Raw genomic sequence first — 11,468 nt, forward strand, 5'->3', positions numbered from 1 at the left:
GACTATGTTGATGCAGATAGGGGCCATGCTCGCAGGAGCGTCGGCCGAGCGAACGCGCGCACCCGTTCGAAGGCAATCCCGCGCGACCGGGAGATGCGAAAGCGTATTTTGGAAGGGCACGAACCGGCAGGAGGTCCGCCAGATCGTGCTAGCGGCGCGGCGCTATGAGGTCGCTTGCAGAGAGCCAGGTACACGCAACGGCCCACTCGGCGGGGTCGCCATTGAGGTGTTGGAGTTGTTCGCCAATCTGGTGAACTTCCGCACGGGTCGGCTCGACCCGTCGATAGATTTCCTCATGCTTAAACTGCGGCGCTCGCGGGACGCGATCGTGCGGGCGCTCAAGGCGCTTCGCGCGCATGGCTTCCTCGACTGGCTGCGGCGTTACGTGCCGACCGGCAATGAAGGGCGCGGCCCACAGGTCCAGCAGACGAGCAATGCCTACCGGCTGTCGCTCCCTGCGCGTGCCCGTCAGTTCCTTGGCCGGTTCGGCGTCACCCCTCCCCCGCCCGACGATCATGTTCAAGCCGAGGCCGAGCACGCCGCCGTCCTAGAGATGCATCGCGCTTCGCTCGACATTGAGGAACGCACCCTGTTCGACGTGGGCGACAATTCCTTGGGGCAGGCTCTTGCCAAGCTTGCTAGATCAATCAAACAACGTGAGTCCGCCAGACAGACTGAATCCCAATCTAGTTTTATAAAAGATAGAGAAGAATAAGCGGTCACCGCTGATCGGGCCGCTATCGCGGCCCTGCGGCGGTTCCGACCCGCGCAAGTGCGGGCCGGTTTGGCACCCTCATCACCAAAAATCGCAGCGTTAGCGTTTGCGGCTGTCCTTGCATGGGCTTTCGATGAAAGTGCGCGGAGAGGGCAGCGCCAAATCACTTAAATGAGTTTTTGAGCGGTTAACCCTTTACTCATTTGAGTGACTTAGTGTGCTCACTTGAGTAAAGGCACATTTAATCAACCGAAGGAGAACCGGTCGTGCATGTGATCGCCGTTTTGAACCAGAAGGGGGGGGCGGGGAAAACCACGATTGCCACTCACCTCGCCAGAGCCTTGCAGATTGGCGGTGCTGACGTGCTGCTGATTGACTCCGACCCACAGGGCAGCGCCCGCGATTGGGCCGCTGTGCGCGAGGAACAGCCGCTTTCCGTAGTCGGGATCGACCGACCAACGATTGAGCGCGACCTGAAGAACATCGCCCGCAAGGATTTCGTCGTCATCGACGGAGCGCCGCAAGCGGCCGATCTGGCCGTGTCGGCCATCAAGGCCGCGAATTTCATCCTGATCCCGGTCCAGCCCTCTCCCTACGACATCTGGGCGACGGCCGATCTTGTCGATCTGGTGAAGCAGCGCATCGAGGTCACTGACGGCAAACTGCGCGCCGCGTTCGTCGTCTCCCGAGCGATCAAGGGAACCAAGATCGGCAGCGAGATCACAGACGCCTTGACCGGGTACGGCCTGCCAGTCTTGGCGAGTCGGATCACGCAGCGCGTGGGGTATCCCGGCTCCGCTGCGGTCGGATCGACCATCCTCGATCTGGAACCGGACAGCGAAGCTGCCCGCGAAGTCATGGCATTGGCTGATGAGATTAAACAAATACTCAATTGAGTTTATAAGGAGACCATCAAATGAGTGAAGAAAAGCGCGGTATGCTGAGTGCTGGTCGCCCTAGCAACGTTCGCAAGTCAGCCACCCTCGCTAGCCTGTCTGACAAAGGCCCGACAGTCCGGGTGAATTTTGACCTTGATCGCGACGAGCATAAACGGCTCAAGATGATGGCCGTCGAGCAGGGCCGCACCGTAACCGAGATTTTGCGTGAGCTAGTATCTCAATCGCTCAAATGAGTATTTGAGCGTAACCGCGCTTGAGTGAAATGCGACTTGCCGGTTTATATAGGTTTTGACCTATCAGCAGCGCGGCTAGGCCGCGCTCTGGCCCGGAGGCGAGCGCGCTTCCTCGTTGCGCCGAAGAGAGCCGGAGGGCCATCACTGACAATGCCACGGCGCTTTCGCGCCGGGACCGTTTTCAGCTTCACTGTGCCGGGAGGGGGACTTTGACCTTGATGACGGGCCAGTCGCCAGCAAAGTTCAGATAGCCTTCGAGATCGGGGAGTTTCTGGATTTCGGACGGCAGAACCAAGCGCTCAGTGATGATGCTCGGGGAGTAGGAAAAGCTGCCCCCGCCGCCTGTCGAGAAGCTCACCTGTTCCTCGTTCATTTCCCGATCGCCGAGGTATTTTGATAGCTGCTCGGCGGCGATGCCGTCCGTGGTGCGCAGCACGAGCTTGTTGCTGAAATTGTTCATGAGGGTTTCGGCGCGGTTGTCGCCGTAGGTCTGGCGAAGTTGGGCGAAGTCCTGCACGGCCACCACGATCGCGACCCCTGCCTTGCGGAGGCGTGTCGCGCCGACGAGCAGAGCCGGGATTTCCCCGAGTGAGTTCAGTTCGTCGATGATGATCCAGGTGGTGCGGGCAGGGGTGAAGCCATCCGGCCGATCGAGGGCGGCCGTCACCATAATATCGCACCATGCGGCCATGAGGTCGCGCGCCTGCTCGATGTTGCGATCGGAATAGGGCAGGAACATCCATTCGGGTGTGTCGTCCCTGATCCACTGGCCAAAGGAAAAATCGCCGTCCTTGACGAAGCGCCATGCCTTGAGGTTGGCGATGAAACTCATACGCACTGATTGAAGGCGGCGGCTGTTGAAGTCGTCCGTCGCGGCCAGTACCTCGGCTGTGGTGCCGGCGACGAGGGGGGCGAGCTCGCGCGCTTCGGCTGCGATCAGGAGGCGTTGCAGCTCGGCATTGGTGAAGGTGCCATCGTAGACCTCAAACAGGCCGGCCCCGACCGCGCCGAAAAAGGATTTCGCCATCTCGTGCCATTCGGCGGAACTGCCGGTTCCCTCTGGCACGAAACCGGAGGCGAGCCGGTCCCAGTCGTAGAGATTCTTAGCCTCATTCGACAGCCGCCACCCGAGGGATTCGTCGTTGAACGGCGACATGACGAGATCGCCGGATTGGCGGAAGGCGCGCATGAACTCGCTGTTGTTGTCGAGCACGATCGCGCGATCGCCACGTGCCCGGATGGTGTTGAGCAGCCCGCGAAGGGCGACCGTCTTGCCGGCACCCGTTGAGGCGGCGATGGCTGTGTGCAGTCGTTCGTGACCGGGTGGGAAGGGTACGCCCCCGATAGAGACGGCTGGCGGCATGCTCGGATAACGCCGCTGCAGTTCGGCCTGATGAGCCTCCTGTGTGGCGAAGTCAGCGCCGCGCAGATGCTCACGCGTGACGCCGGTTGCGGGGCTTAAGGCGGATCGCCCGAGGGTTACGAACACGAAGAATAGGACCGCCGTCGAGATCAGGAACACAACCGTGGGTGCGCCGTGCACATAGTCGTTGTAGCCGGGATCGAGAACAGTGTTGTCGCGCATGATGCCGACGAAAAACCGGGCGAGGATCGCGGCGGCAATCGTGGCGGCCCACAGTAGGACCGCGAACAGCAGAACGCGGCGGACACCATGCACCCCTGAGACATACTGGCCCACGACGCGCGCACCCTCGTGCCGGAACGCGATAACAGTCACGGCGAGGAAGAGGGCTATTCCGACCATCCATAGCAGACCGGCGAGAGGTGCAGTCGCGGTGTGAGAACTCGACCCAATGAACGAGTAGATCGAAAGGGCGACCATCAACAGGAAAGCCCACTTCATGCGGGTCAGGGTTTCGTGTTGATCGCCGCGCAGCCAGTTTCCGAGCCGTGTCCTGACGCCTTCTAATGTACTCATCCTCTCACCCCCATGCCGCTGAGGTCCACTTTAGAAACCTTGCCGAAACCAACAAAGAACTGTATATTAAGCGACTGTGTTGTGAGTAACAAGCTATGTTTTTGGTACCCAAAAACGCTTGTCGGGGCGCAGCCCCGAACCCCAAGGGAGCGGCGATTGACGGAGCGGACCACGGCCCGAGGCGCAGGCGGACGACCCCGCAAGGCGCCTGACGAGAAGCGTACCGAACGACTGTCAGGCGTGCGGCTGACAGCGGCCGAGCGCGTTCACGTCGAGGCACAGGCGGCACGTGCCGGGTTGCCCGTCGCGGAGTTTGCGCGGCGCGCCGTCCTCGGGATCACGATCGCGCCGGCACGTGCGGCGACCGATGATCGGGCGATTGCCGAGGTTAATCGCGTCGGCGTGAACCTCGCTCAAATCCTCAAGGCCCTGCATTTCGGCCGAGGCATCCCGAACGACATTGCGGACACCATGGCCGAGGTCCGGGCCGCGCTGGAAAGGCTGGCGCACGATGGTGCCTAACGTCAGCAAGCCGGGCCTCAGCTTCAAAGGCGCGCTCAACTATTACTTGCACGACAAGCGGGAGGATGCCGCCTTGCCATACCCCACTACGAGTGAGCGCGTGGCATGGACAGAGACGCGCAACATGGCGACCGATGACATGCACACGGCGCTGCGTGTCATGGTCGCGACGGCCAAACAGGCCGATGAATTGAAGGCCCGCGCCGGGGTCAAAAATACCGGTAAAAAATCCGATCTGGTGGTCCAGACTTATTCACTCTCTTGGCATCCGGACGAGGCCGCGACTCTCACCCGTGACGAGATGGTGCGGGCGGTCGATGCCAGCTTGAAGGTGCTGGGAGCGGAAAACCGGCAAGCCGTGATCGTCTGCCATACCGATCAGGATCACCCGCATGTGCATGTGACCCTGAACCGGGTGGACCCGGAGGACGGTCGCATGCTGGCGACCAGCAACAATTTCTACAAACTGTCGGATTGGGCGAACCAGTACGAGCGCGAGCGCGGGCGGGTCCTGACCCCTCGACGGGAAGAGAAGCGCGGGCAACGCGAGCAGAACGCGGACAAGGCCGAGCGCCGCAAATACACAGAGCAGAAGCGCGCCGCAGTGAAAGAGCAGGCGCACGACACCAAGAGCCGCGCGACGATGCTCCGCGAGCTTGGGGCGAGCCAGAAGGTTCAGCACCGCGACCAGTGGCGCGACCTGGCTGCGCGTGAAAAGACGGATCGGAACGCGATTTATCGGACAACAGATCGCCAGATTGCCGAGACGATCGAGATGCACCGGAAGGAGTGCAAGCCGATCTGGGCACAGCATTTCCGTGGCGCTCGAGCAGAGGAAAAGCGGTTCGGCCAGCGTGAGAAGTCGATGAGCGGCGTCGTTGTGAACGCCTTTGTTGCCGCGCGACACCAGCAGGCTACCGGCCAGCTTGAAGACCGGGGGCTTTTAGCGGCCACGGTCATGAACGTGTTTTCCACTCGCGCGCGGCAGGAGGCGTTCGCCCAAGCGCAGGACCTGACACGTCAGCAACTGGCCTCTAAGCTGAAATCTATCGTGGACAAGGAAATCCGCAACGTAAAAGGCCAACGCGACCGAGATCTTGCGAACCATCGGGATCGTTTCAAGGATCAGCGCAAGGCGCTGATTGACCGGCAGGACGGAGAACGAGGGAAGCTGCGCGAGGCGTGGAGGCAGCTTTACGGCGATCGTTCGGAGTGGTCGCGTCGGCAGGGCGACGAACGGAGTACAAAGCCGTACAGGATCGGCGAGCGGAGCGCCGCCGATCGCCGTGACGGGCAGGGCCGCACAGGCGTGCCGCTTGATCGGAAGGCCGCGTATCAGGCGTATCACCAGCAGGGAGCCGGGAGGATGGCAGCCACCTTCGAAGAGAGAAAACGCGACGGTGAAAACATCGTCAGGGCCAAGAACGACGAGCACCGAGAGAAAGAGCAGGGCAATCAGGCAAAGCTCACGAGCGAAAACCGTTCAGCCATGCAGGAGGGGGTGAGCGAAAGCCAAAGCTCTGCCCAATCCGCCGCGAAAGCAGCGGAGGGTGCGTGGAAAGCCGAAGTGAGCGCCGTCGAGGCGCAGCATGGCCGTGAGGTTCATGCGGCCGAGGCGGCACGAGCACAGCCGATTGACCGGAAGGCCGCATACATGGCCGAGCGGGCTCAGATGCAGCGGGAAATGCCGCCTGTGCTCAATGCGCGTGACGGTAGGACCGCCGCCTACCAATCAGAGCGCCCAGGCACCGCGCCCACCCCGCAACGGGAAATGCCGCCGGTCCTGAATGCACGGAAGGAAGCCGTCGCGCAGCAGAAGCAGGAGGCCGAACAGCGCCCGGATGCCAAGGACAACGACAAGGCGAAAGCGCCACGTGTGATACCCTCACGGACGAGGGATGAGGGGCCGGGATGGTGACGATCGAGAACATCATTTTCGTGGACATTGACGGGGTGCTTCTGACCCTGAAGGATTGCCGATCGCCAGAGAATGCCGCGCTGCTCAGATCGCGCCCGGATGGTTTCATGGGGCAATTGCGCTTCAACGCCGAGGCCATCAGGCTTTTGGTGCGGCTCGCGGACCTCGCGGATGCGAGGTTGGTCTTAAGCTCGAACTGGCGGCGATCGTGGGGACCGGATTCCGATACCCTCATGGAGAAGCTGGTTTCCGAAGGGCTACGGCAGGACCTCTGGCATGAGGATTGGTTTGCTCCCCTGTTAGGGTTGGAGCCACGCAAAATCGATGAAATTGCCGATTGGCTGGACGATCACCCATCATCCAAAGCGCTGGTCCTTGATGATGAACTCGAACGCCGGAGACCGCCTTTACCTGCTGGAAAAGCGGTAGTTCTCGAAATCAATGCAGAAGAGGGATACAGCCGCCCGGATCACTTGCTTGCATGTGAATATTTCGGGGTGGAAGACGATATGAAATCGTCGGTCCCACCAAGAGGGCTTCCACTTCGCCCCGAGCCGACTGCGCCGGTCACCCGCCCCCTACGGCCCTACAGCCCTTTTTGAGAGAGCGGGCCTTCGGGAGCTAATCGGTCGAGGTGTCACAAGATGGCGCGGAGAGTGCCAGTTTCCCCAATTGTGGGACGGATGGTTCACAGGTCAGCACGTCTTATCCATGCTATCTGCTAAGGGCGGCTTCGATGGCGGTTTTATAAACGTTTTCATCCGGCAGAGTGACGTTATTGAAAGCCTCTTGTACCTTATAAACCGTTGTCGAGTGAGGTGGCACTGCTTTTAGCTGCACCGTGGCCCCGTCGATAATGCTAGCTTCTTCGTGTTCATAGGCAAGGAACGTGATCGACGCCGGTTGCAAGGCATAGCGGATCAAGCCACCGACACCACCAAGACGCGCCATGATCCGCGTGTAAACAGGTCGCGGACAGACAAAAAACAAGCCCTTTCGGCACAACGCTTCGCGTTGCAGCACCTGCCCCTTGTAAATCAGTTGCGGCAAGATGCGTTTATTGACGTTTTCCCAGTTTAACCCGGCTGAGGTCATCGGGTTTGTACGTTCCTGCGTGAGCAAGGCTTCTCGTCCGTTGCGGTAGTTGCCTGTTGTGTCGATGGTCTGGACTTCGACAGCGACAAACTCCTTCAACTTACCGTTGGCATCCACCAGCGCCAATACCCAATCAACGAAGTAGCTTCCTGCGCCGTCCTTTTGTGGCAAACGTAGTTCACCGCCCCACCGCTTTCCGAACACCGCCACGACAGGTGCTTGTTTTTCTTTCGCCCGAGCCGACGCTTTCCCGCCCGCGATCAACTCCAAATCTTCCTCAAACGCGATTTTAGCCACGTCATACAGGGCGCGATATTTGTCCGCATACAAGCGAATAGGACAACAAATCACAGGGCTGGAGGTCACCGGCTTGATGGTGCAAACGCCGGCAATAAGCCCATCGTTAAGCCGCTTCTCGCACGTTTCGTCCAAGTAGGGGCACAGCTTGTTCGTAGCGGCGGCAATCGCTGCTGGCGAATGGTCATCGGCTCGATAACCGAAAAACTCCCAAATCTTTCCTGCCACTACGCCACCACCGCCTTGCGTTTGGGCTTGCGGCTATTTTCCAGCACGTCCGCAATCGTCCGCCCAACAGCTGCACCTAATAATGGCGGAACAGCGTTTCCGACCTGTTCATATTGCTCCACCCGCGACCCGCAGAACACATAGGTATCAGGGAAGGACTGTATCCGCGCCGCTTCTCGCACGGTAAAAGCTCTATCCTGCTCGTAATGGAAATACGCTCCCCAATGCGGATCGCATTTGGTCAGGATGGTGGAAGCTAGGCCGTCAGGATTGACCCGACCATAACGCTTTGTGTGGTCGCTGCGTCGCGCCATCCTCATCCCGCGTGGCAGCAGCGCATCTGGAATGTTTGTCCAGTTACCGCCCGCCGGGATATGCGTCATGCGTTCAAGGTTGATGCTGCTCAGTCGGGCAGCTTCGTGGCACGTCACGCCTGTTGAACCCAGGCGCATCAGTTGTTGATATGGATTATCAGCCGGGTGCCAATAGTCTTTGACTGGCGCACCAATTTCGCCGTTGCGCAGCACAGGCAAGTCACCAATCGCATCCTTGACTGTAACGTGCGAAGGCAGTTCCAAGGATTGTGGCAAATTCACCAGATTTTTGCCGCCAAATTGAGAGGTGAAGTTCACTCGAACTGGCGCTTGTCGCAGCGGTTCAGGGAAAAGATCGGCTGGCTTCAGGCCGTTGCGCCCCCCAAGGATGATAGTCCGCCACCGGGTTTGAGGAATGCCGTAATGGGGCGCATACAGGATGCGCACGTCGGCATCATAGCCAAGGTGCTTGAGAGATACGAGGATCGCATCAAGTGTTGCGCCCCCTTCAAACGACACCATGCCGGGAACATTTTCGATCATGACGACACGTGGTTCAAATTCGGTCACGAACCGCAAGTATTCGCGAAACAAGTGATTCCGGGTATCCTTGTTTGAGCGTTTGGGCGCGTTGATAGAAAAGCCTTGGCAGGGTGGGCCACCGGCGATCAAATCCAATTCGCCACGCTTCAAACCCAAGCTATCTCGAATTTTACGGGCATCTACCTGTCTGATATCGCGGCTATCCACCTGCGTACCCGGATGGTTGATGGCGTAGGTTTGGGCATAGCGCGAGGAAATCTCGTTCGCATAAAGCGACGTGAACCCGGCTTCACGCAAGCCTTCGGATAGACCTCCAGCGCCTGCAAACAAGTCGAGCGAGGTCAACCGTCTTGCGCTCGTTTCAAACGAATTGACTTGGCTCATCTTGTCTTTCTTTTAGTTGCACGACTCGGAGTTATGCTGGTCGCCGCTGTAAACATGTCCGGTTGCAATCCGCCTTGATGACGATTGGCGTAAGCTTGCATGAATTCTCGCAGTACTTCGGACGCCGGTCGATTTTCGACAAAGCATGCCCCTTGGAACGCCTCGCGGAGTTCCTTTGACACGCGGATACGAAGGCCAACGTCTTTGCTCGACATGGCGGGACGGTATCGCATGGATACACGTTTGTGTATCCAAAAAATGATAAATCACGGACATTCTTCGGCCCGATGTTTTCTCTTTCAGTTCTCTTGTAAAAAATCAGAGAGAAATGAAAGAAGAAACAAAATCGCACTTCTCTCTCATTTGCTATTGTGTTCTCAAGTATTTCGTATAGCCTATTTCTCAAGAGAAACGTTTGAGGACGAAAAACGAAATGACGAACATTTTTGCCACTCCTGAGAAGGTTCAGTATGCGAAGCGTCTCTTTGAGATCGGAATCGAATATCTCGAAGGGCAGGGCTACAAGGTTTCGCGCGTGCCGCGCTCTGGAAAGAAGAGCCTTCGTCGCGTGAAAAAGGGAAAGGAGGAGTTCAACGTCGCGATCCGCACGTCACAGGATCAGTGGTTCGCTTTCCCGCGCGACGCCGCTGGCAACTGGCTCGGAATGGATGACGTTGATGTTAAGCGCGTTATAGTCGTCGCTCTTAACACTCGCGATGAGGGTGAAGAAAAGATCGGCTTGGTACATGATTTTTCTGCTGACGAAGTGCGGAAGCGGCTCAACAAGAATTTTGACGCCCGGTTTGCTGTTAACCCGAACTTCGATACTTCGCATGGCAACTGGATTTCGCTCTATACCGAAGAGGCCAAGGAACCCACTTCGTTGGTTGGGGCCGGCATCGGTCTCAAGTTCCCTCCCGTGGCCCGGATCGCCCTCTTGGGCGAAGCCGCCGACGAGGTTGACGAAGAAGATCTTGCAGAAGCCGACGATGCAGCGCTACCGGCAAGTGGTGGATCGTCTGGAGGTGACGAAATCCCTCTGACGATCGCAGAAGCAAAGCGGCGCTTGGCGATCACCTTCGGCGTTGACCCCACGGCAATCAAGATTACCGTCGAGGGTTGAAACGAGGCGCGACGCCGTTTCCGTATTGCGTCACTCGGTGGCAATTGGCGCTTCCGCGAAATGACTAAGGGGGCAACGATGGCGGAATTGTCGCAAAAATTCTAATCCACGCGACAGATCGGCACCCCCTGAAAATTCAGGGTTTTTTGTGTCGCATGTCATGGTCGCGAATGGTAGAAATCCTGCGACATGAATTGCGACAGGAGGGAGGCGTGGACGGCCAATCAGAATTCAGCGCTGGCCGGGTGTTCATCGGCTACGCTCGAGTCTCGACGCGCGGGCAGGACCTTGACCAGCAGCGCGCCGCCCTTAGTGTGGCTGGCTGCGTCCGGGTATTCGAGGAAAAGATATCGGGAGCGCAGCGCGATCGGCCAGAACTGGCTCGCATGCTCGACCACTTGCGCGTCGGGGACGTGGTGACGATCACCCGGCTTGACCGCCTCGCCAGATCGACCGGCGACCTTCTCGACATTGCCAACCAGATCGGCGCTGCCGGCGCTGGCCTGCGATCCTTGGCCGAGCCGTGGGCCGACACTACGACGCCGGCAGGGCGGATGATCTTGACCGTGTTCGCCGGCATCGCGGATTTCGAGCGATCTCTGATCGTGGAGCGCACAAGCGCCGGTCGGATAGCTGCCAAGGCGCGAGGCGTGACCTTTGGTCCTCGTCCTGCCCTGTCGGCCGACCAGCTCGACCACGCACGGCATCTCATCCAGCAGGACGGCAAGACCGTGGCCGAGGTAGCGCGGCTTTTAAAGGTGCATCGATCCACCCTTTACCGGGCGCTTGGCGGCTCGCCGGCAGTCGAGACTTCAGCCATTTAATATTAAGGGGTTGCAGAATCGCACAAAACGCTCTCACATGTGAGTATGAATCGAGGAACCAGAGAGAGTCGCGACTACATGGTCACGCACCGCGAAAAGCGGCGCGCGGCGGGTCGCGTTCTGGTGACGACCGATCTACCGGCAGACATTGTTGAAGCTATCGACAAGCGAAAAGCCGAGAGTGGAGTTCGGGGCAGAACCCCGATTATTGAAGAAGCTTTGAGGTTCTATATCGAGAACGCACCGAGGGCATAAAACGAAAAACCCCAACCGTTGCAAGCGGTAGGGGTTTTTGGATTATCGGAACGACCGTGTTTGGAGGCCCGTAAGACTGCCTTCAACATAGTCGGAAGACCGCCAACCCGCAAGAGGTCTCTCTTGCGGGAACGCTGAATCTTTGTCCGCTGTCCATGCCCTCCAGACGGAGGACGAAA

General features: G+C 58.9%; 12 protein-coding genes. 9 read left to right on the forward strand and 3 right to left on the reverse strand.

The genetic code is table 11. The annotated features are described in order from the left end of the window. The 3 genes from CEV32_RS00145 to CEV32_RS00155 all read left to right on the forward strand — a co-directional run. The coding region (locus CEV32_RS00145; protein WP_407923335.1) for a helix-turn-helix domain-containing protein at window positions 1–715 on the forward strand (715 nt) is incomplete at its 5' end. A 266-nt stretch (window positions 716–981) separates the two neighbouring features. Then, the gene (gene parA / locus CEV32_RS00150; RefSeq protein ID WP_094573427.1) at window positions 982–1,611 is read left to right on the forward strand and encodes a ParA family partition ATPase; all 630 of its coding nucleotides are present in this window, start codon (window positions 982–984) and stop codon (window positions 1,609–1,611) included. A gap of 20 nt (window positions 1,612–1,631) precedes the next feature. Then, on the forward strand, window positions 1,632–1,847 hold the full coding sequence (locus CEV32_RS00155) for a plasmid partition protein ParG (protein ID WP_094573428.1): 216 nt from the start codon (window positions 1,632–1,634) through the stop codon (window positions 1,845–1,847). A gap of 187 nt (window positions 1,848–2,034) precedes the next feature. Here the strand turns inward: CEV32_RS00155 and CEV32_RS00160 are convergent, their stop codons facing one another. Beyond that, window positions 2,035–3,786: a type IV secretion system DNA-binding domain-containing protein gene (locus CEV32_RS00160; RefSeq protein ID WP_094573429.1), complete on the reverse strand. Its 1,752-nt coding sequence runs from the start codon at window positions 3,784–3,786 to the stop codon at window positions 2,035–2,037. Window positions 3,787–3,942: 156 nt separating this feature from the next. On the opposite strand from CEV32_RS00160, the gene CEV32_RS00165 reads away from it, so the two are divergent. Genes CEV32_RS00165 through CEV32_RS00175 form a run of 3 tightly spaced genes read left to right on the forward strand, consistent with a single transcriptional unit; the run spans window position 3,943 to window position 6,828 of the window. Next, entirely contained in the window at window positions 3,943–4,308 is a 366-nt protein-coding gene (locus tag CEV32_RS00165) for a plasmid mobilization protein (RefSeq protein ID WP_094573430.1), read from the forward strand. Then, window positions 4,298–6,226, forward strand: a complete 1,929-nt coding sequence (locus CEV32_RS00170; RefSeq protein WP_094573431.1) for a relaxase/mobilization nuclease domain-containing protein — start codon at window positions 4,298–4,300, stop codon at window positions 6,224–6,226. The genes CEV32_RS00165 and CEV32_RS00170 overlap by 11 nt, the downstream gene beginning before the upstream one ends. Next, entirely contained in the window at window positions 6,220–6,828 is a 609-nt protein-coding gene (locus tag CEV32_RS00175; protein ID WP_094573432.1) for an HAD domain-containing protein, read from the forward strand. Before CEV32_RS00170 ends, CEV32_RS00175 begins: the two co-directional genes overlap by 7 nt. Window positions 6,829–6,940: 112 nt before the next feature. On the opposite strand, the gene CEV32_RS00180 is transcribed toward CEV32_RS00175, so the two are convergent. Both CEV32_RS00180 and CEV32_RS00185 read right to left on the reverse strand, forming a co-directional pair. After that, on the reverse strand, window positions 6,941–7,846 hold the full coding sequence (locus CEV32_RS00180) for a NotI family restriction endonuclease (RefSeq protein WP_094573433.1): 906 nt from the start codon (window positions 7,844–7,846) through the stop codon (window positions 6,941–6,943). Then, entirely contained in the window at window positions 7,846–9,048 is a 1,203-nt protein-coding gene (locus tag CEV32_RS00185; protein ID WP_208620762.1) for a DNA cytosine methyltransferase, read from the reverse strand. The genes CEV32_RS00180 and CEV32_RS00185 overlap by 1 nt, the downstream gene beginning before the upstream one ends. A gap of 472 nt (window positions 9,049–9,520) precedes the next feature. Here CEV32_RS00185 and CEV32_RS00195 point away from each other — a divergent pair, with 472 nt between their 5' ends. From CEV32_RS00195 to CEV32_RS00205, 3 genes are all read left to right on the forward strand, one after another. Then, window positions 9,521–10,210 (forward strand): hypothetical protein, encoded by a 690-nt coding sequence (locus tag CEV32_RS00195; protein WP_094573436.1) that lies wholly within the window; start codon window positions 9,521–9,523, stop codon window positions 10,208–10,210. Window positions 10,211–10,422: 212 nt separating this feature from the next. Beyond that, window positions 10,423–11,034 (forward strand): recombinase family protein, encoded by a 612-nt coding sequence (locus CEV32_RS00200; RefSeq protein ID WP_456236574.1) that lies wholly within the window; start codon window positions 10,423–10,425, stop codon window positions 11,032–11,034. 78 nt (window positions 11,035–11,112) lie between these two features. After that, window positions 11,113–11,289, forward strand: coding sequence for a ribbon-helix-helix protein, CopG family (locus CEV32_RS00205; RefSeq protein WP_225246936.1), 177 nt, complete (start codon window positions 11,113–11,115; stop codon window positions 11,287–11,289). Window positions 11,290–11,468: the final 179 nt, after the last annotated feature.

This window comes from Brucella rhizosphaerae (genome assembly GCF_002252475.1).
GTDB classification, from domain to species: Bacteria; Pseudomonadota; Alphaproteobacteria; order Rhizobiales; family Rhizobiaceae; genus Brucella; species Brucella rhizosphaerae.

Coding starts and splice junctions, on each gene's coding strand:
- CEV32_RS00195 (WP_094573436.1), top strand. CDS start 9,521: ATGACGAACATTTTTGCCACTCCTGAGAAGGTTCAGTATGCGAAGCGT.
- CEV32_RS00160 (WP_094573429.1), bottom strand. CDS start 3,786: ATGAGTACATTAGAAGGCGTCAGGACACGGCTCGGAAACTGGCTGCGC.
- CEV32_RS00205 (WP_225246936.1), top strand. CDS start 11,113: ATGGTCACGCACCGCGAAAAGCGGCGCGCGGCGGGTCGCGTTCTGGTG.
- CEV32_RS00175 (WP_094573432.1), top strand. CDS start 6,220: ATGGTGACGATCGAGAACATCATTTTCGTGGACATTGACGGGGTGCTT.
- CEV32_RS00170 (WP_094573431.1), top strand. CDS start 4,298: ATGGTGCCTAACGTCAGCAAGCCGGGCCTCAGCTTCAAAGGCGCGCTC.
- CEV32_RS00155 (WP_094573428.1), top strand. CDS start 1,632: ATGAGTGAAGAAAAGCGCGGTATGCTGAGTGCTGGTCGCCCTAGCAAC.